This window comes from Gibbsiella greigii, assembly GCF_039540155.1.
In the GTDB taxonomy this organism is placed as follows: domain Bacteria; phylum Pseudomonadota; class Gammaproteobacteria; order Enterobacterales; family Enterobacteriaceae; genus Gibbsiella; species Gibbsiella quercinecans.
The window spans coordinates 499,603-518,838 of the sequence record NZ_BAABEM010000006.1; the positions used below are offsets into that span (position 1 = coordinate 499,603).

The 19,236-nt window shown below is 59.9% G+C and carries 15 protein-coding genes and 2 pseudogenes; 3 read left to right on the forward strand and 14 right to left on the reverse strand.

The window, feature by feature from the left end; all coding sequences use genetic code 11:
• Positions 1-12: 12 nt before the first annotated feature.
• The 10 genes from AC559G_RS05575 to ssuD form a co-directional block, all read right to left on the reverse strand.
• Positions 13-939 (reverse strand): WaaZ-like lipopolysaccharide core biosynthesis protein, encoded by a 927-nt coding sequence (locus AC559G_RS05575; protein ID WP_438599290.1) that lies wholly within the window; start codon positions 937-939, stop codon positions 13-15.
• 350 nt (positions 940-1,289) lie between these two features.
• A complete protein-coding gene (locus AC559G_RS05580) occupies positions 1,290-2,513 on the reverse strand; it encodes an acyl-CoA dehydrogenase family protein (protein ID WP_498911802.1) in 1,224 nt (407 codons plus the stop codon).
• 10 nt (positions 2,514-2,523) lie between these two features.
• Positions 2,524-3,978, reverse strand: coding sequence for an MFS transporter (locus AC559G_RS05585; protein WP_095844712.1), 1,455 nt, complete (start codon positions 3,976-3,978; stop codon positions 2,524-2,526).
• A 265-nt stretch (positions 3,979-4,243) separates the two neighbouring features.
• Positions 4,244-5,119, reverse strand: a complete 876-nt coding sequence (locus tag AC559G_RS05590) for a type 2 periplasmic-binding domain-containing protein (protein ID WP_498911803.1) — start codon at positions 5,117-5,119, stop codon at positions 4,244-4,246.
• A gap of 2 nt (positions 5,120-5,121) precedes the next feature.
• Positions 5,122-5,826 carry a methionine ABC transporter permease gene (locus AC559G_RS05595; protein ID WP_498911804.1) on the reverse strand — a complete coding sequence of 235 codons (705 nt, stop codon included), beginning with the start codon at positions 5,824-5,826 and terminating at the stop codon, positions 5,122-5,124.
• Complete coding sequence (locus AC559G_RS05600; protein ID WP_498911805.1) at positions 5,823-6,842, reverse strand: methionine ABC transporter ATP-binding protein; 1,020 nt, start codon at positions 6,840-6,842, stop codon at positions 5,823-5,825. The genes AC559G_RS05595 and AC559G_RS05600 overlap by 4 nt, the downstream gene beginning before the upstream one ends.
• A gap of 7 nt (positions 6,843-6,849) precedes the next feature.
• Positions 6,850-8,256, reverse strand: a complete 1,407-nt coding sequence (locus tag AC559G_RS05605; protein ID WP_498911806.1) for an LLM class flavin-dependent oxidoreductase — start codon at positions 8,254-8,256, stop codon at positions 6,850-6,852.
• 111 nt (positions 8,257-8,367) lie between these two features.
• Positions 8,368-9,804 (reverse strand): FAD/NAD(P)-binding protein, encoded by a 1,437-nt coding sequence (locus AC559G_RS05610; protein WP_498911807.1) that lies wholly within the window; start codon positions 9,802-9,804, stop codon positions 8,368-8,370.
• Positions 9,797-10,900, reverse strand: a complete 1,104-nt coding sequence (gene sfnG / locus AC559G_RS05615; protein WP_279022461.1) for a dimethylsulfone monooxygenase SfnG — start codon at positions 10,898-10,900, stop codon at positions 9,797-9,799. The genes AC559G_RS05610 and sfnG overlap by 8 nt, the downstream gene beginning before the upstream one ends.
• Positions 10,901-10,924: 24 nt before the next feature.
• Positions 10,925-12,097, reverse strand: a complete 1,173-nt coding sequence (gene ssuD, locus AC559G_RS05620) for an FMNH2-dependent alkanesulfonate monooxygenase (protein WP_095844719.1) — start codon at positions 12,095-12,097, stop codon at positions 10,925-10,927.
• 284 nt (positions 12,098-12,381) lie between these two features.
• Between ssuD and AC559G_RS05625 the strand changes: the two genes are divergently transcribed.
• The 3 genes and pseudogenes from AC559G_RS05625 to AC559G_RS05635 form a co-directional block, all read left to right on the forward strand.
• Complete coding sequence (locus AC559G_RS05625; RefSeq protein WP_498911808.1) at positions 12,382-14,292, forward strand: aliphatic sulfonate ABC transporter substrate-binding protein; 1,911 nt, start codon at positions 12,382-12,384, stop codon at positions 14,290-14,292.
• 104 nt (positions 14,293-14,396) lie between these two features.
• A pseudogene (locus AC559G_RS05630) lies at positions 14,397-14,554 on the forward strand (IS3 family transposase); the annotation flags it as partial.
• 29 nt (positions 14,555-14,583) lie between these two features.
• Positions 14,584-14,742 (forward strand): annotated as a pseudogene (locus AC559G_RS05635) (transcriptional regulator); the annotation flags it as partial.
• Here the strand turns inward: AC559G_RS05635 and alkB are convergent.
• From alkB to AC559G_RS05655, 4 genes are all read right to left on the reverse strand, one after another.
• Entirely contained in the window at positions 14,720-15,367 is a 648-nt protein-coding gene (alkB, locus tag AC559G_RS05640) for a DNA oxidative demethylase AlkB (protein WP_498911955.1), read from the reverse strand. The pseudogene AC559G_RS05635 and the gene alkB sit on opposite strands and share 23 nt — an antisense overlap.
• 90 nt (positions 15,368-15,457) lie before the next feature.
• A complete protein-coding gene (locus tag AC559G_RS05645) occupies positions 15,458-16,153 on the reverse strand; it encodes a 4'-phosphopantetheinyl transferase family protein (RefSeq protein WP_498911809.1) in 696 nt (231 codons plus the stop codon).
• A 107-nt stretch (positions 16,154-16,260) separates the two neighbouring features.
• Positions 16,261-17,487, reverse strand: a complete 1,227-nt coding sequence (gene agp / locus AC559G_RS05650; RefSeq protein WP_498911810.1) for a bifunctional glucose-1-phosphatase/inositol phosphatase — start codon at positions 17,485-17,487, stop codon at positions 16,261-16,263.
• Between the two features lie 275 nt (positions 17,488-17,762).
• Positions 17,763-19,226, reverse strand: coding sequence for an anion permease (locus AC559G_RS05655; protein ID WP_498911811.1), 1,464 nt, complete (start codon positions 19,224-19,226; stop codon positions 17,763-17,765).
• Between the last annotated feature and the right edge of the window lie 10 nt (positions 19,227-19,236).

The window sequence follows — 19,236 nt, forward strand, 5'->3', positions numbered from 1 at the left end:
CAGGCGCGGCTGTTATTCGCCAGCCGCCATCGCCGGTTGAATGAACAGCTCGTTACTGTCGACTTTTTCAAAAATATCGCTGCTGATTGCGCTGGTCGGCGACAGGTTTTTAACCGCGATATTATTGAGTTTCATCTGGTGGCTGGCATGGGTGAACGCCGGGATAATCAAATCATCCACTTTATCGGCCAGAAACGTCGGCAGCTTATTGGCGGCGGTTTCATAAAAGCGCGGCAGGTGGAAATTGTTCATATCCAGGCCGGCGATCAGCAATTGTTCAAACCCGAGGTAAGAAATAATCTGGAATGCCCAATACACCACGGTGCCGGCGTCGAAAATACCGCTGCGAATATCATGGTTAAACGCGATGGCGGGATTTTCCGGGCAAAAACTAACGCTGGCGGCATGGCAATAATGCGGGCGCAGCGCCTGGGTAGGAATTCGCGGTTGATAGGTTTTGTAGGCGGCGTCTTCAATAACGGCGAAGCGGCATTTCACATTGGCTAATGTGGCTTTATCAATGATTTTGGCGACGCCTTGCACGGTGGTGAACAATAGAATATTTTCGTCGCGGATAATACCTTCCACAATATCTGGCCGCCGGTCGATAAACCCCATATCGACAATCACGTAAAAACGGAAGTCTACCTCATTATGTAAGAAATAGGCGCCATTCACGCCAATCGCCGGCATCGGCGGCAAGGCGTCGAATTGCATACTGTTGATTGAAGGCCCAGTGGCGGTCAACAGCACGTCGCCGTGGCAACTACCCTTCAGCATCGCCAGATCGGCTATCGGTACCGGCTGTTTTTTATAACGCAGTGCAATGATTTCCCCACTGGCGGCGCGCTCAATCTTTACATGGGGCCAGAGATTCTCATTATGGCGATAGGGACGTGGATGAGAATAACGGTATATCTGTTTAAAAAACGATCCCATAAGGCCAATTTCCTGTTATCGCTACGATCTATCACCGCACCTGGCTGGATTTATTTGAATTATTTTCACGCTATGGCCGGAAATGACGCCCCCGAAAACCGGGAGTATCGCTACCACACCGCTGCGCCACCGGGCTGCATATTGCTGTAGGCCAAGTATTAAGGGATTTGGTGATCGAGGCAATTTAGTGAACTTGAATTCTTTAGCAGGTTAACAATAAGAGATGTAATAAAATATTACGCAAGCATTTGTTTTGTGATCAACCTCGAAACTTGGTCGATTATTTCACCGCACGGCCTGGGCGCTATAGCAAAAACCCCGCAGGAATGCGGGGTTTCTGTGCCTGCGGATTACACCTGCGGGCTACTGCCAATTTGCCAGATGAACGTCGGCTCGCTGCCGTTGATCTCCCAGGCGCCGACGTTACGCGCCTTGTAGATCACCGGGTTGTGTGACGACAGTGTGCGGGCATTGCGCCAATGGCGATCCAGCGCCTTGCTTACCCGGGTGTCGGAAGCACCCAGCGCATTAAACAGCTCACTGGCGGCGCGCTGCACCCATTCGCTGGCGATCACCTGCGCCTTGGCGGCATCCACTTCAGCGGCAATGTTTTCTGCCTGTATCTGCGCCTCATCCTGCGATACATGCGCCTCATAGGCGCGCTGCAAAGATGCCGTCGCCTTCAGCACCGTGGCCTCCACCGCATAAGCCCAGGAAGCAATCTGCCCCACCGCCTGCTGGATCTGCACATCGTCTTTCACCAGCGTGGCATTGCCGTGGCTGTAGATACGCCGCCGGTTGCGCACCCCGGCGGCGGCGTCGCGCAGCACCGCGCGGCCAACGCCGGCTAAACTGGCCAGCAAAACGTGCTGATAAAACGCCGTCTGGTATCGGAAACGATCGGCAAAGTCATACAGATGTTCCGCTTCCACATGGGCATTGTTAAAGCGCGTAGTGCCGCTGCCGGTGGTGCGCTGGCCAAAGCCATCCCAGTCGTCGTCACGTTCAACCGCATCCTGGTTGACATTCACGATGGCGATCACAGCGCCGCCGTTGTCGCTGCGTTCGGCATACACATCAATCCAGTCGCTGAACAAGCTGCCGGTGCTGTAAAACTTCTCGCCGTTCAGCCGCCAGGCACCCTCGTGCGGCGTAACCATCGTGATCACCTGGCCAAGCTGCACCGCGCCGATTTCCGTCCAACCGCTGCCGACCAACTCGCCATCCAGAAAGCGGCTGAACCAGCGATCGCGCTGCGGGCTATCCGGCTGATTAAGCCGGTCTTCCACAAAGGCAAAGTGCGCGCGCAGCGCCTGCGGCAGATTGGAATCGGCTTCGGCCAACTCCGTCAGCAATTCAAACAACTGCGGCAGCGAAGCGCCATATCCGCCTTTTTCCCGCGGAATGCGCAAGGTGCCAAAGCCCGCCTCTTTCAGCCAGCGTATCGGTTCATACGGCAGCGTGCGCGTCAGTTCGCGCTCCAACGCACCGGCGGCGATGCGGGCAAAAATCGGGCGGAAACGCTGCGCCAGTTGGGCATAATCGGCGCCGGTCGATAACAAATGTTGGCTCATGGCAAATTCCTCACAGTGACGTGTCCGCGGCGGTTTGCTCACCCCGGTCATCAATATCATTACGGGTGGGTTCAAAACGGATCGCCAGCAAAAAGACGATCGGGATGAACGCCGCCAGCGAAACAATCCAGAACATATCGGTGCCGAAACGCGCCTGCAGAATTGGCAGGATGAACAGCGCCAGCGCGCTGCCAATGCCGGACAGCGAGCGGCCGAAGCCCACCCCGGTGGCGCGGATCGACGTGGGGTAAGAGAGCGCCGGGTAAATCATCATTTGCGCGCCCGGGCCGAAGCCTTCAGCAAACAGCCACAGGCCCAGCATCAGCAGCGCCAGCCCGATGCCGAGCGCCGCGTGCGGTTGGCCGATTAATGCCAGCGCAATCAACGCGATGAACTGCAGGGCAAAACCGGCGATCGCCACGTGGCGTGAAGGGTATTTCCATGCCAGGCGCATGCCGAGCAGGCCGCCGGTAAAGGCGAACAGCACGTTCAGGCCAAGCGAAGCGGAGATGGTTTCAAACACGCCGGCGCCGAGGAACTGCGCCAGGATCGACGGCAGGAAAAACGCGATCGCGGTGTATTCAAACGAGATACAGACGTTCATCACGCTGGCCACTATCGTGCGCTCGCGATACGGCTTTTGGAACAGCACACGGAAGCTGACTTTGGGCGGCTGCGGTTTCTCCCGGCCGGCGGCGCTGGGTTCTTCATGGGCATCAATGCCGTACGATTCACGCAGAATGCGCGCCGCGCCTTTGAAATCGCCCTGATTGGCGGCCCACAGCGGTGACTCGTTCATAAAGCGCCGGCGCACCATGATAATCAGCAGCGCCGGCACCGCGCCGAACAGCAGTGACGCGCGCCAGAGCCAATCGATATGCTGCGCGGGCAACAAAAAGTAAAGCGCAAAGATAATCAGGAAGCACACCGAGGAAGCCGCGTACCACATCGGGCACCAGGCGGCCAACCGCGCCGCTTTGTTGCCCTGGCCAGTAAATTTGGAAAACTCCGCCAGGTAGGCCATCGCGACCGGCAGATCGATCCCCACCCCGATCCCCATCAGGAAGCGGGCGCCGATCAGCACCCAAACGTTGGGCGCCAGCCCGGCGGCAATCGCCGATACCACGAAAAACAGCATATCCGCCATAAAGACCTGATAGCGGCCGTACTTATCGGTCAGCCAGCCGCCAACCAGGTTACCGATGATGGTTCCCACCATAATCGAAGATGTCACCACGCCGGTCAGCAGCGGGCTGAGGCTGAACTCGCGCACCACGTCATCAATGCCGTAAGACAGCGTGGTCAGGTCATAGGCGTCAAGAAAAACGCCGCCCAACGCCAGCAGAACAATCATACGCGCGTGGCTGTTCTTATCACTGCGTTGATTGATTAAGCGCGCCACATCGCTCACCGAACCAATCGGTGTAGACAGCGGCGCCGCCGTATCGATATTCAACGTACTCATAACGACCTCTAATTATTTTGTGCAGGTGTTCTCTGTTATAAAACCAACCCGCGCGCTGCACAAACAACAAAAATCGCTATAAAAATATTAAATATCAATAAGTTAATTTAAAAAATACCACGTAACGCAAGCACCGGGTTAACCTGGGTTAATCCGGTGCTGTTAGCCACATTGATTGGGCCGGCCAAACGCTTTCAGGCACAGCGCCGTGGCCGCCGGCGGCGCTCACGCACGCTGGCGTGACACCACCTGGGTGAATATAGGGTTACTCCGCCGATACCGGTACCAAAACCCCTTTCACCAACGGATCGTCCGTTTGTTGCAGGTATTGCTGCACGCGCGGATCGGCAAAGGCCTGCTGCAGTTTCTTGATATTGGCGTCTTCCAGGTACGGCGTGCCAATCACCAACTGCGAGGCGAAGGTCTTCGGCGCCGGTGGGAACAAAATTCCCTTCTCGCGCGGCACTTTGCCCGCGTCAAACTGCGAAACATAACCAATGGCGGCATCCACCGAATTCAGCGCACGCGGCATGGTCAGCAGATCCAGCTCTTTAAAGTTGAAGTTGCGCTTATTGACAGTGATGTCTTTCAACTTGGCGGTGCGGGGTTCGATGGTGGGATCCAGCCCAATCAGCCCAATACGCTGCAGCAGCCACAGCGCCTGGCCCTGGTTAGCGCCGTCGTTCGGCACCACAATCTCGGCGCCGTCAGGCAACGCGTCTATCGAAGGGTAACGATCCGAATAAATGCCGAACGCCCATTGGAACACCGGCTGCGTTGGTGTCAATTTGAAGCCGTTGGCATCCACCACCTGTTTCAGCCACCACTGGTGTTGGTAGATGGTGGCGGCATATTGCCCTTGCGCCACCGCCCGATCCGCCTGCACCGGGTCTTGCAAGCCAACCGCTTCCAGCTTGATGCCGTAATCCGGTGCGATATGCTCGCCAACGTATTGAATCACGCGCTGTTCCCCGGCCATCGCCGGTTCATAGTGCACCTTCAGCGTGGTGCCGAACTGCACCGCCTGGCTCTTGCCGGCGGTGAAGTGCCACACTGCCGCCGCCGCAATCAGCAGCACGACAATCGCCAGCGGCAACGGCCAGCGCTTTTTCTTACGAATCTCAAACTGGTGATTTGACATAGTTAACGGGTTTCCTGATGGGGATGTAACGCGGCGACCAGGCGATCGCCGATAAATTGAATCAGTTGGATCGTGGCAATCAGCACCACAATGGTGGCGATCATGATGTGGTTATCGAAACGCTGATAGCCGTAGACCACGGCCAGATAGCCGATGCCACCTGCGCCGATGGTGCCGGCAATCGCCGAGTACTCAATCATCGAAATCACATTCAGCGTGATGGCGGCGACAATCGCCGGCAGGGCTTCGCTCAACTGGGCATGCACGATGATCTGCCAGTGGGAGCCGCCGGACACCAGCCCCACCGCGGTGACGTCCGCAGGCAGCTCACGCAGGGCGTTTTCCACCAGCCGACCAAAAAACGGCACGCCGGCGACAATCATCGGGATCACCGCCGCCGGGATGCCGATGGTGGTGCCGGTCAGCCAGAAGGTGAACGGAATGATCGCCGCCATCAGCACCAGAAACGGCAGCGAGCGGCCCATATTCACCAGCCAGCTTAGCGTGCGGTGCAACGCCGGCCTGGGGAACAGGCCGCGTGGGGCGGTGTTGAACAGCACCACCCCCACCAGCCCACCGAGGGTCACCACAAACAGCATGACGATGCCGACCATCAGCCAGGTTTCCCCGTAGGCGGGCAGTAACAAATGGTGAATCTGGTTCCAGGGCGTGTCCTGGCTCAGTACGCTATCGTCAACGCTTTTCATACCGCCTCCCGCAGCGCCGCCGGCTGTTGCAACACCGTGGTAATCACCCCAAGCCGCAGCAGCGCCGCACGCAGTTCATCCAGCGCCGGCTGGCTCGAACCATAGCGCACGGCGATCTCCAACCGCCCGGCCAGTTGGCCACCCACCATCTCTACATGGCCGCCGAGCAGATCGATGTGCAAGTTGAATTGCTGGCTGATGCGGCTGATCCAGTCGGTGGCCGCCGCCTGCTCGGCGGAATAGGTCACCTGCAGGCGCAGCGCATCCGCTACCGGCAGCGCCTGCAGCGGGAACAGTTGGCTGCCCAACAATGAATCCGGCGAAGCCAAAAGCTCGCGCACCGGCCCCTGCTGCACAATGGCGCCGTTGCGGATCTCCGCCACCGCATCGGCGGCGTTGCGCACCGCATCCATTTCATGGGTGATCAGGATAATCGACAGGCCGTACTCGTCACGCAGTTGCTTAAGCAGGTTCAGAATGGCCGCCGTGGCTTCGGGATCCAGCCCGGAGGTTGCCTCATCGGCCAACAGTACCGAAGGCCGCAACGCCAGCGCCCGCGCGATGCCTACCCGTTGGCGTTGCCCGCCGGAAAGCTGCGCTGGGTAGAAATTGGCTTTATCCGCCAGCCCCACCGCCGCCAGCAGCGTCTTGACGCGTTTGTCGATATCACGCGGCACCACGCCGAGATATGCCAGCGGCAGAGCGATGTTCTGCCAGGCCGTTTTGCGTTGCAGCAGCGCCGAAGACTGGAATACCGTGCCGATCGCCCGCCGCTCGCGGCGCAACGCTTCCCCCGACAGGCGCGACAGATCCTGGCCGTTAACGCGGATACTGCCGGCGCTGGGCTTTTCCAACAGACTGATGCACTTGGCCAGCGTTGATTTGCCGGCGCCGCTGGGGCCGACCACAGCCGTAATGGAGCCCGCCGGCACCTGCAGCGAGATGCCCTTTAGTACCGGGATCGGCTCACCATTCGGGGCGCGGTAGTGCTTATGTAAATCGTCAATTTCGATCATCGGCCCCTCACTTGCCGGCAACGGTGGCCAGAGGGGATTCCGCCTGCGCCCAACGGTAGCCGGCCCCCGGATGCGGCAATGCCAGGCGTGGCCCCTGGTTGAACAATTTTTCCCGCAACGTGCCGGGGGCATAGTCCTGCTTGAATACGCCGCGCTTTTGCAGCTCAGGGATCAACAGTTCCACCACATCGGTAAAGGTTTCGTGGGTGACCGCATAGGCCAGGTTAAAGCCGTCGACGTCGGTTTCCTCTACCCATGCCTGCAACTCATCGGCAACCGTCTGCGCGCTGCCCACCAGCAGCGGGCCGAAACCGCCAATCCCTACCCAGTCGGCCAGCGCTTCCACCGTCCATTGGCGATCGGGATCGGCCGTGGAGAAGGTTTCCACCGCGGACTGGATGGCGTTGGTGTGCAAATGCTTCAGCACCTGATTCGGCTGGTATTGGCCAAAATCGATGCCGGTCCAGCCGGAGACCAGCGCCAGCGCGCCTTCATAGCTGACGTATGACTTGTATTCCTGCCACTTGGCCTGCGCCTGGCGATCGGTTTCACCCACGATCACCGTCTGCAGGTTGAAGATCAGGACGCTGCGTGGATCGCGCCCAGCCTCGGCGGTACGGCGGCGAATGTCCGCCACGGTCTTTTTCAGCAACACCTTCGACGGTGAGGCGACGAATACGCACTCGGCATGCTCGGCGGCAAATTGCTTGCCGCGGCTGGAGGCGCCGGCCTGATACAGCACCGGCGTGCGCTGCGGCGAAGGCTCGCACAGGTGAATGCCCGGCACCTGGAAAAACTGCCCTTGATGGTTGATCGGGTGCACTTTGGCCGGATCGCTGAAAATCCCCCGCTCGCGATCGCGCAGGATCGCCCCGTCTTCCCAACTGCCTTCCAGCAGCTTGTAAATCACCTGCAGATATTCATCGGCGTAGTCATAGCGCGCATCGTGGTCGGCCTGCGCCTGCTGGCCGATATTGCGCGCGCCGCTCTCCAGATAGGAGGTGACAATGTTCCAGCCAACGCGCCCTTTGGTCAGATGGTCCAGCGTCGACAGACGGCGGGCGAACGGATATGGGTGCTCAAAAGACAGCGAGGCGGTCAACCCAAAGCCCAAATGTTCGGTGACCAGCGCCATCGGCGTCACCAGCGCCAGCGGATCGTTAACCGGCACCTGCGTCGCCTGGCGAATGGCGGCGTCGCCGTTGCCATCCAGTACGTCGTAGATCCCCAGCACGTCGGCGATGAACAGCCCGTCGAATTTGCCGCGTTCCAGTAAACGCGCCAGATCGGTCCAGTATTCCAAATCCTTATACTGCCAGGAACGATCGCGCGGGTGCGTCCACAGCCCCGGCGATTGGTGGCCAACACAGTTCATATCAAATGCATTCAGACGAATTTCACGTTGCGATGACATAGCGCTCTCCAATGCGATCGCGCGCCGGGGCCAAGCCCGGCAGGCTTATCGCAATTATCTCGTTATCTATTGGGGTATGGGGCCGGCAGAGCCGTGCAGGCAAAGCCCGGCCTAATCCGTATTCAGCATCAAAGGGGGACATCGCGCCGCCGCGGGGGATGCGGTCAACACCGTAGCCAATAGCTGGCTAGCGACAGCCTGTGCGTGATCGGCCACCTGCGGCAGGCCCATCAGCTCGCCAAAGCGCCCACGTGCGGCTGGCCCCACCACCCGCAGGCGCGGGTTGGAGTTACCGTCGGCGCCCAGCGCCGCCGAATCGGCGTTCACCAGAATACCCAGCCCGAGCGAATCGGCCTGTAGCGCGCCGCTGGCGGCCAGTTGCTGCAACAGCGGCTGACTCTCCAGCAACCCGGCATGCGCCGGGCCGGTCGTGACGATCAGCCGATCCACCGTGACGGCTTCCTGCGTGCCGTCACGCCGCGCCAACCGCAGCGCTAGGGTATCGCCCTGGCTCTCGGCCGCCTGCAAACGGGCGGCGATCACCCGCAACTCACCGCGCTGGCGTTTTTCATCCAGTACCTGGTGCACCTGGGGGGCGATACGGTAGCGGTGTACATCCCACCAACTGCGCAAATGGCGCAGGAAGCGCCGCTGTTCGGCCTGCGGCAACTGCTGCCACAGCCGTTGACCATTGGCGCGCACATCGTCCAACACCGCTTGCCAGGGCACCTGCTGGCGCGCGGCCGCTGCCACGGCCTGGCGCACGCGGCCCAGCCAGTAGCGCAACGAACCGGGGTTATCCCCTTCATAGTCCAGCGGCCAAGGGGCATACTCGCCGGTGACGTTCGGCCGCGGCAATAACCCTCGGCGCGAGAACGCCAGCAGCGGCCCGCGGTGCCCCTGGGCATGCAGCGTGGCCACGGCGTCCGCCATGGTCAGTCCGGTGCCCATGATCGCCACGCGTTCCATTGCCCCTACCTGCGCGAAAGCGCCGGCCTGCCAAGGGTTGGCGATCAGCGCCGGGTGCCGGGCCAGTTCGCCGGCCAATAAACCCGGCAGCGCCGGCGGCGGATGGCTCACTGCCAGCGCCACCGCATCGGCGCGCAAACGGGCGCCATTGGCGGTCGTTATCACGCCGTCCACCAACGCCACGGCGCGATCGCGCACATGCCGTAGCTGCGCCGGGCCATGCTGTGCGGCTTCGGCAAACTTGGCGGCGATATAGCGGCCAAACGCGCCGCGCTGCGGGTACACCTGCCCATCAATCCATTGCGCGGCGCGATCCTGCTCAAACTCGGGCTGCCGGCGATACCAGCGGTCAAAATCCCCCGCTTCATCGCCAGACAATTGCATACGCTCGGCCGGTACATTGATACGGTGCGCCGGCTCGGTGGTGGAATAGGCCACCCCCTGCGCCAACTGCGCGCGTGGCTCAATCACCGTAACCCGCAACGGCGCGCTGGCCTGGCGCGCCATATGGATCGCCAGCGCCGTGCCGCTAAAGCCGCCGCCGATGATCACTACATGCGGGATCTGAGACTCAGCCATGGGTCAACTCCGGCGTTTGTTGCTGCTCCAGCTCGCGCACCAGCGGGATAATTTCCCGGCCGAAATACTCCACCTCTTCCTGGAAGTGCAAGAAACCAAGCAGCATCAGATCCACACCGGCCTGTTTATAGGCGATAATGCGCTCGGCAATCTGCTGCGGGGTGCCGATCAGGTTGGTTTTAAAGCCGTCGTTGTATTGCACCAGATCCTCGAAAGTGGATTGCGCCCAGTTGCCCTGTTTCTCCGGTGACGCATTGCCGGCGTTCTGCACTTCGTGGTGGAAGCCTTTTACCGCCTCCGGATCGGCCTGTTGCAGAATATCCTGCAATACCGCCTTGGCCTGCTGTTCACTGTCGCGGGCAATCACAAAGCCGTTAACGCCGATCCGCACCCGGTGCTGGTTAGCCGCCGCCTTGTGCTGAATATCCGCCACCTGTTCGCGGATGCCTTCCACCGTATTGCCGTTGGTGAAATACCAGTCGGAAACGCGCGCCGCCATATCGCGGGCCGCGCGGGAACTGCCGCCCTGGAAGATCTCCGGCAGCGGATCAAGCGGTTTGGGTTTTAACGAATAGTCGCGGAAACGGTAAAAATCGCCGGCGAAGGTAAAGCTCGGCTCACGCCAAATCCCCTGCAGGCAACGGATAAATTCTTCAGAGCGCAGATAACGCTCTTCGTGATCCAGCCACGGCTCGCCCACCGCCTTGAACTCCCCGCGGAACCAACCGCTGACGATGTTCACCGCAATGCGCGCATCGGAAAGATGGCTGATGGTGGCGATCTGCTTCGCCGCAAGCGTCGGGTTCCACGGGCCAGGCAACAGTGCGGCGATCACTTTCAGGCGTTCGGTGGCCGCGAGCAAATCCTGTGAAAACGACACCGACTCATGCTGATTGTCAGCGCCATAGCCCGCCGTAAAGCGGATCTGCGTCAGGGCATAATCAAACCCGGCGCGTTCGGCAATCTGCGCCAGCTTGCGGTTGTAATGCTGATCCCAGTGGGTGCGCTGGGGGATTTTACTGACCACCAGCCCACCGGATACGTTGGGAACCCAGTAGGCAAATTGAATCGGTTGGCGTGCTTGTTGTGACGTCATGGCGACCTCCGGTTGCTGTTGGATTTAGCTGGCGCTTGCCGCTTTGCCTGGGCGACGATCGCCGCCGATGGTTTCGCCAAACGGGCCGGTATTCACCGTATTGGCGCCGTAGCCTGCCGGGTGCGCCAGCGGCAACAGCGGCATCACCAGTTCGGCAAAGCGATGGGCTTCTTCCAGATGCGGGTAGCCGGAGAAGATAAAGTTGGTGATGCCGAGCGCCTGGTATTCGCGAATGCGTTCGGCCACCTGTTGCGGGTTGCCGACCAGCGCAGTGCCGGCGCCGCCGCGCACCAGCCCAACGCCGGCCCATAGGTTTGGCCCAATGCGCAGGCCGTCGCGCGAACCGCCGTGCAGCGCGCTCATGCGTTGCTGGCCGGTGGAATCCATACGAGAGAAAATCTTCTGCGCGGCGGCGATGGTGTCGTCATCCAGGTGAGCGATCAGCCGATCGGCCGCCGCCCAGGCCTCTTCTTCGGTTTCACGCACAATCACGTGCAGGCGAATACCGTAATCCAGGCGGCGCCCAGCCTGTTCGGCACGCTGGCGCACCACCGCCAGTTTTTCCGCCACCAGATCCACCGGCTCCCCCCAGGTGAGATAGGTGTCAATCTGTTGCGCCGCGATGTCGATGGCCTCTGGCGACGAGCCGCCGAAATAGAGCGGCGGCCCATTTTCCTGCACCGGCGGGAACAGCACTTCGGCGCCTTCCACATGAATATGCTCGCCGATGAAATCGACCTTTTCACCCGCCAGCAAGCGCTGATACACCTGCAGGAATTCCTGAGTGACGGCATAACGCTCGGCATGGCTAAGGAAAATGCCGTCGCCCTTGTTTTCAACCGGATCGCCACCGGTGACCACATTGATCAGCAAGCGCCCTTCCGACAGGCGATCCAGCGTGGCCGCCATGCGCGCAGCCAGGCTTGGCGGCTGCAACCCAGGGCGCACCGCCACCAGAAAACGCAGGCGCCGGGTCAACGGCGCCAGCGCTGCCGCCACCAACCAGGAATCCTCACAGCTTTTGCCGGTGGGGATCAACACACCGTAATAGCCCAGATTGTCGGCGGCCAGCGCCACCTGTTGCAAATAAGCCAAATCAACCGGCCGGCCCCCTTTCGCGGTGCCCAGATAGCGGCCATCGCCATGGGTGGGCAAAAACCAGAAGACGTTGATATTTTCCTGTTTGGCGTCACTCATTATGCGTTTCCTATATAACTATTATCAGTTTTTATCTATAGAAAGATATCGTTTGGTTATAAACCTGTTAGCAGAATGCGTGCCAATGTGCAGAAAGGTTAAATACATTAATTATCAATAAATTATAAAAAACCGCGTTGAGCAAAACTGCTGCAAATGCAACAGTTGCTGTGGTCATGTCGTTGCAAATGCAACACAGTGGCGCCCAGGCCCTATCGTCACCCCGCCGCCGCCACGCTAAGATAGCGGCGTTCACCACGCCACTGGGAAGACCGGAGTACCCCATGCATAATCCACAGCCTTACGCTTCTGACAGCCCGATCCTGATTGACCCGGCCTCCATCGCATTCCAGAGTGTGCTGGACCGTCTGGCACCCACGGACGCCACGGTGCTGATCATCGGTGAAACCGGCACCGGTAAAGAAGTGGTGGCGCGCTATCTGCACCATAACAGCCCGCGCCGCCACCAACCTTTTCTGGCGGTGAACTGCGGTGCGCTGACCGAAAGCCTGGCGGAAGCTGAACTGTTCGGCCATGAAAAAGGCGCATTTACCGGCGCCACGCAAACGCATCAGGGTTGGTTCGAAGCGGCCGAAGGGGGCACGCTGTTGCTTGATGAGATCGGCGAACTAAGCCTGCAGTTGCAGGTGAAACTGCTGCGTGTGCTGCAGGAGCGGGAAATTACCCGCGTCGGCTCGCGCAAGGCAATTAAGGTGAACGTTCGCGTGATCGCCGCCACCCATGTCGATCTGGCCAACGCGATCCGTGAGCGCCAGTTCCGCGAAGATCTCTACTACCGGCTCAACGTGGCGGCGGTGACGCTGCCGCCGCTGCGCCAGCGGCGGGATGACATTCCGGTGTTGGCCAACCACTTCCTTTCGCTGTATGCACGGCGCTTGGGGCGCCCGCAGCTGAAGCTGGCGCCGGAAACGCTGCAGGCTCTGCTGGATTATCACTGGCCCGGCAATGTGCGTGAACTGGAAAACACACTGCACAACGCCGTGCTATTGAGCAAAGAACCGTTGATTCGCCCGCAGCAACTGCGGCTGACGCAAAACCTGCAGGAAGGCGGCGCCTTTGGCGATGACGCGCTGGAAACCTTTTTGCGCCAGCAGTTGCAGGCCAATACGCCGCAGTTGTATCAGCGGGTTATCGATTCGTTGGTGCGCAGCGCCTTTGAAGCCAGTGGTGGTAACCAGATGCAGGCGGCCGCCCTACTCGGCATTAGCCGCAACACGCTGCGCACCCATTTGGCGCATCAAGGGCTGATTAAGGGCCGGCGGCGTGAAGCGCAGGCCATCAGCCGGCAGCAGGGCGCACAGGCCACAACGCTGGAACGGGAGATCCGCATTGGCTACCAGAAGTTCGGCAACCTGGGCATCCTCAAGGCGCGGCAGAGCCTGGAGCAACAGTTCGCCAATCAGCAAGTCAGCATTTTGTGGAGCGAGTTCCCCGCCGGGCCGCAGTTGCTGCATGCGTTGAATAACGATGAAATCGATTTTGGCACTACCGGCGAGGTGCCGCCGCTGTTTGCCCAGGCGCAGAGCAACACCATGGTGTATGTGGCCTATGAACCGCCGGCGCCGCAAAGCGTGGCGATGGTGGTGACCAATGACAGCCCTATTCACAGCGCGGCCGATCTGCGCGGTAAACGTATCGCGGTGAACAAAGGATCGAACGTCCATTACCTGCTGCTGCAAATACTTGATGAGCATGGGCTGAGCAGCAGTGACGTGCGCATTGTCTACGCACCGCCCAAATATCCGCTGGCCGCCACCGACCATCTGGCGGTCGACGCCTGGATGATGTGGGATCCGCTACTCAGCGATGCCCAGCGCTCCGGCACCATGCGCGTGATCGCCGACGGCAGCCAGCGCGTGCTGAACCAACAGTTTTATCTGGCGCGGCGCGACTTTGCGCAGCACAGCGGCGATCTGCTGCGGCAGATTATCGAGGCGCTGCAAAGCACCGGGCGATACATCGCCGCACAGCCCGAAGAGGCGGCGCGTTATCTCTCCAGCGAACTGGGGTTGCCACCGGCGTCACTGGCGCAGGCGCTGACGCGCCGCAACCATGAAACCCGGGGGATGGATTGGCAAGTGATCCGTGAGCAGCAGGTTATCGCCGATCGTTTCTATGCGCTCGGCCTGCTGCCGAGGGCGATTAACGTGCGTGAGGCGGTGTGGCAGCTGTAGCGAATGCTGTGCCTACGCCATGGCTCATCTTCATCTTTACCGCGCTGATATGCACGCCCAGCAGTTCCGCCAGCGAGCGGACGTGGGTGCCACCGCAGCTATAGACGGTTCCGCTAGCCTGCGATGTGTTATAGATGGCGCTGCGGCGGCGGAAATACCTGAAGAATGTCATCGTTCACAGCATCCTTGGCGGACAATACTGCTCAGGGATTATCAGGCGCTGCTAAAACGGCATAATCTACGTAGCAGTACATCGCTTAGAGCGGTGTCCACATTACGCTGGTAGGATCAGTGCTGCCGCAGTGGGATTTCCTCAGCAGCTATCACGGCAGGCTATGGCTACTGTATGCGCCAACTCAGCACCTGCCGCCGAAGCTACGGGTGTTTATCGATTATATCGTTGCCTGCCTGGCAAAAGAGCCCCGGCTCACAGCGCCTTGCGCAACGTAATATTGATGCGGTGCGGCCCCGCCAGGGAATGGTAGCCTTCCTTGATCGGCTGAATGCCGTGAAAGTTCAGCCGCGAAGGCCCGCCCCACACCACCACATCGCCGTGCGCCAACGGGATACGTTGCGCCCTGTCGCTGCGCTGCAGGCCGCCGAATAAAAACACCGCCGGCAGCCCGAGCGACACCGAAACGATCGGCGCGTTGAAATCGCGCTCGTCCTTATCCTGATGCAGCGACAATTTGCTGCCCGGATCGTAGCGGTTCATCAGGCAGGAATCCGGCACGTAATGGCCAAATCCGGCCTGCAACGCGGCTTCATCCGCCAGCGCCATCAGGATGACCGGGATCGGCGGCCACTGTTTGCCGCTACGGGAATCACGTTCTGAATAGCGGTAGCCGCGGCTGTCGCTGCTCCAGCCGTTGCCGCACCAGCTCATCGCCACCGACATGGTATAGCCGCCCGGCGTGGTCATATGGCGCCACGGCACCTGCGCCACCACGCTGTGCACCGCCGCCAGCAGTTCGGGGCCGTGTTCGCGCACGAAGCCATGCAGCACCACGGCGCCGGGGGCAATCTCTTCGCGCCATGGCGGCGGCAAGGCATCTTCAAAAAGATCGATGGTCATCATTAACACCTGTTTATTTAAACAGTGGTTATTGTAGCCATCGTTCACGGTTTGTCCAGCCATGGCCAAACAACCACGTTATTTATTGATTTATAAATGAATAAACGTAGTTACGTTGTCACCATCAATAAAAAAGTGCCCGGCGAAGCGCCGCCCGGCACGGCAGTGCGCGGTCAGCGTCTCCAGCAGCTCAAGCTCAAAGCGCTGCCCGGCGCAATCGAGCGCCACCAGCCGGGCGGCGTGGAAATCAAAATAGCGGCGCACCTGCGGGTATAGCGCTTTGAACAGACTTTCCTTGGCGGAAAATACCAGCGTCAGCAGCGCATTGAAGGCCATGGGCTGCTCACAAAGCCAGGCATACTCCGCGCCCCCAACGATGCCTTCCCACAGCGCTTCAGCCCGTTCGGGCACCAGCAGCGTTTCCACATCCAGCCCCACACCGCCTAACCCCGGCTCGTGATGCACGGCGCACAACGCGGTATCGCTATTGTGGCTCAACGCCCCGGCGACACCCAGCGGCCAGATCGGCGCCCGATCGTCGCCGCGCGCCACAATGACTCCGTCGTGCCCCAGCGCCGCCAGCACCTGGCGCGCCAGGTGGCGCCCGGCCAGAAATTCAGCACGGCGCTTTGGCACCGCCGGGGTGAGATGTTCGGGAAACGGGATCGCTGCGGCGCTAAACAGGGCATCCTGATAACGGTGAAGCTCAAAACGGCAGCGGCCGATGCGCCCCGGGTAGCCGCCGATGGCAAGCCATTCAATAGGTGTCAAAAATTCAGAGAGCACGTAACGTCCAATATGGGTTGGCAATCAGGAAAGTGTATAGGATTGGCCGGCCTTGCCGCCAGCGCGGAAATGTTCAGCCAACGCGGCCTTCCCTGGCCGCAGGCTGATTACAGCCGTTCACGCATCAATTTTTCAAAATCCTGCCACGGGCAAAAACCGTTTTGATCCGCCGGGCAACCTTCAATCGCCAGCGTAACGCGCTGTGGCGGGTTGGCTAGCGTCAACACATCCGTATTGCGCAACTGCTCGGTGGAGGGGTAAACATATTCCACTTTCAGCCAGTCCTGCCTTTTTTCAGCGTCATGCCAGCGTTGGAATACCACTTTGCCGCCGATCGGGGTTTTCTCGTACTGCTGCGGCAGTTGATAAGGTTTGAATTTCAACGCCGACAGCAGCGAAGCGATGTTGGAATCGTGGCCGACCAATACGGTCAGTTTGGCACTGGCCGCGCCAGGCTCCACCAGTACCTGATTGATGTAGCGCAGTAGCGGTTTCGCTACGTTTTGCGCCACCACCGCCGGTGTGAAGAGCACCTCCTGATAGCCTTCCTTCAACTGGGTTAACTGCTGCCACTGCTGCGGCGTGGTGATCTTGCCCCAGCCGACATCCTGCAACGGAACCCCCTGGTAATACTGCAGCATAAAGGCATCCACCAGCGAGTTACCGACCCGCAACGGCCCGGCGACGCCCGGCTCTTTGCCCGGCACAGCGCTCATCACGTTATCGCCTTTCGCCAGATCGCACTGTTTATCCGTTTTGCAGGCGGCGGAATCGCGGTAGTGGATCAGTTCGGCCAGCTGTTGGTAAGCCGGGGTGAGCTGCAACGCCGCCAGCCTGGCATGCATGGCTGCCAGCGCCTGGCGATTAAATTCCGGGCTGCTATCGGTGATGATCGGGTTGAAGACCGGATCCATCTCCCCCAGCGGTTCACGGTGATGAACCGCCACATCGCAACCGGGGAAGGCGCCGTTAGTAAAAAACTGCGCGGTGGCGACCGTGCGTTGCAGGCTGTTGGCATAGACATAAACGCTGCCCTTATCCGGGCACCCCTGCCGGGGCAGCAAGCCGGCCTGCTGCAGCCAGGCGTTGAAGTAGTGCCCCAAGTACACTTCCAACACCCCGCCTTTGGTGGTCAGAAAACCGCCCGGCGTTTCCCATTGCGGCCAGGCAAGCGGCGTGGCCTGCGCCAGCACGCTGCCATTATTAGCCAACGGCGCCCGCAGGTTGTGCCGGCTCACGACCAGCACCTGCTGCAACTGGTAGCCATTGGGGACCGCCAGCACCGTGCCGCTAAACAGCAACGGCAAACACAACGATAAAACTTTCGCTCTCATACCCTTATCTCCTTGAATCGGGTGGCATCACAGGTTAACGCATATCGCTTTGGGAAATACCCTACTATACCCTTCATACTTCAAGTTGCAGGAGTGTTGGCTTTCCTCGCTCACCCCAGTCACTTACTTATGTAAGCTCCTGGGGATTCGCTGCGTTGCCGCCTGCCTGCAACTCGAATTATTTTGGGTATATGGCAAGAAATCACGCAGGAAAAGTGACAGGGTTCACTTTATCTGAATAAGAAACGGCCCGGAACCGGGCCGCTGAATCAGGATTAATACCACAGGCTGATAATCGGCCAGCCCACCAACAGCAATGCCGCGATATAAACCACGCCGAGAATACCGCCCAGGCGCCAATAGTCTTTCGACTTCACGTAGCCGCAGCCATAGATGATCACCCCCGGGCCGGTAGCATACGGCGTGAGCACCCCCATGATACCGATCGACAGCACCAACAGAATGGCAAGCTGTTCCATCGGCACGCCGGGCAGCCCTTTCCCCACGGCCAGAATCACCGGCAGCAAGGTAGCGGTGTGAGCCGACAGGCTGGCGAACAGGTAGTGCGCGAAGTAAAACACCAGCACCAGCGCCGCCACGGTCATTTTGGGTGAAAAACCGTCCAGGTGCGTGCTCATGGTGCCGGCGAACCAATCGATAAAACCCGAACGCGTCAGGCCGTTAGCCATCACCACCAGCGTAGCCAGGTTCACCAGGGTATTCCAGGCGCTGGAATATTTGGTGATGTCCTTCCAGGAAACCACGTGCAGCGCCAACATTAACGACACCGCCAACAGGCAAACAGTGGTGGCATCCAGCACTGAACCGCCAAATACCCACAGGCACAGGCTAAGCAGCACCAGGCCGATCAAGGTGCGTTCTTTGGTGCTCAGGGCGCCCATTTCACTCAATGCCACCTTAGCCCAGGCGGCCACTTCGCTGCTGTGGGTTACGCCCGGTTTATACAGGTAGTAAGAGAGCAGCGGCGCGACGATCAACAGCAGCAGGCCCACCGGCAGAAAGGCCAGGAACCATTGCATCCAACTGATATGAATGCCGGCTATCTTGCTGACAAACTCGATGCCCAATACGTTGGGCGCAGCACCGGTAACGAACATCGAGGAGCTGATGCTGGTGCCCACGATCATCATCCACATCAGGTAGCCGCCGATACGGCGGGCGGAAGGATCGTTCGGGAAGGAATCGAACAGCGGCGGCAGGTTTTTCACTACCGGGAACACGGTGCCCCCTGTGCGGGCGGTGTTGGACGGCGTAAACGGCGCCAACAGGATATCGATAATCACCACGGCGTAGCCGAGCGTCAGGGTGCGCTTGCCCATAAATTTCACCAGAAACAGCGCAATCCGCCGCCCCAGCCCGGTGGCCTCGTAGCCCAGCGCAAAGATAAACGCCCCGAACACCAACCAGACGGTGGTGCTGGAAAAGCCGGCCAGCCCCCACTTGAGCGCTTCTTTGCCGGCGTTAAAACTGGGGTTGGCCAATTCATTGGCGCCAAACAAGACCCAGTCGGCGCTGAGCACGCTGACGGTAACGGCGATAAAACTGATCGCCGTCGCCGGGATCGGCTCCAGGATCATGCCAACAATCATGGCGACGAAAATAGCGAAGTAATGCCAGGCTTGCGGCGGCATCCCGTCGGGCACAGGGATCAATAACAGGACGGCGAGCACCGCAAGCGGCGCAATCGCTTTCCAGATCTTTTCTTGGATTTCAGACATGGGTACTCTC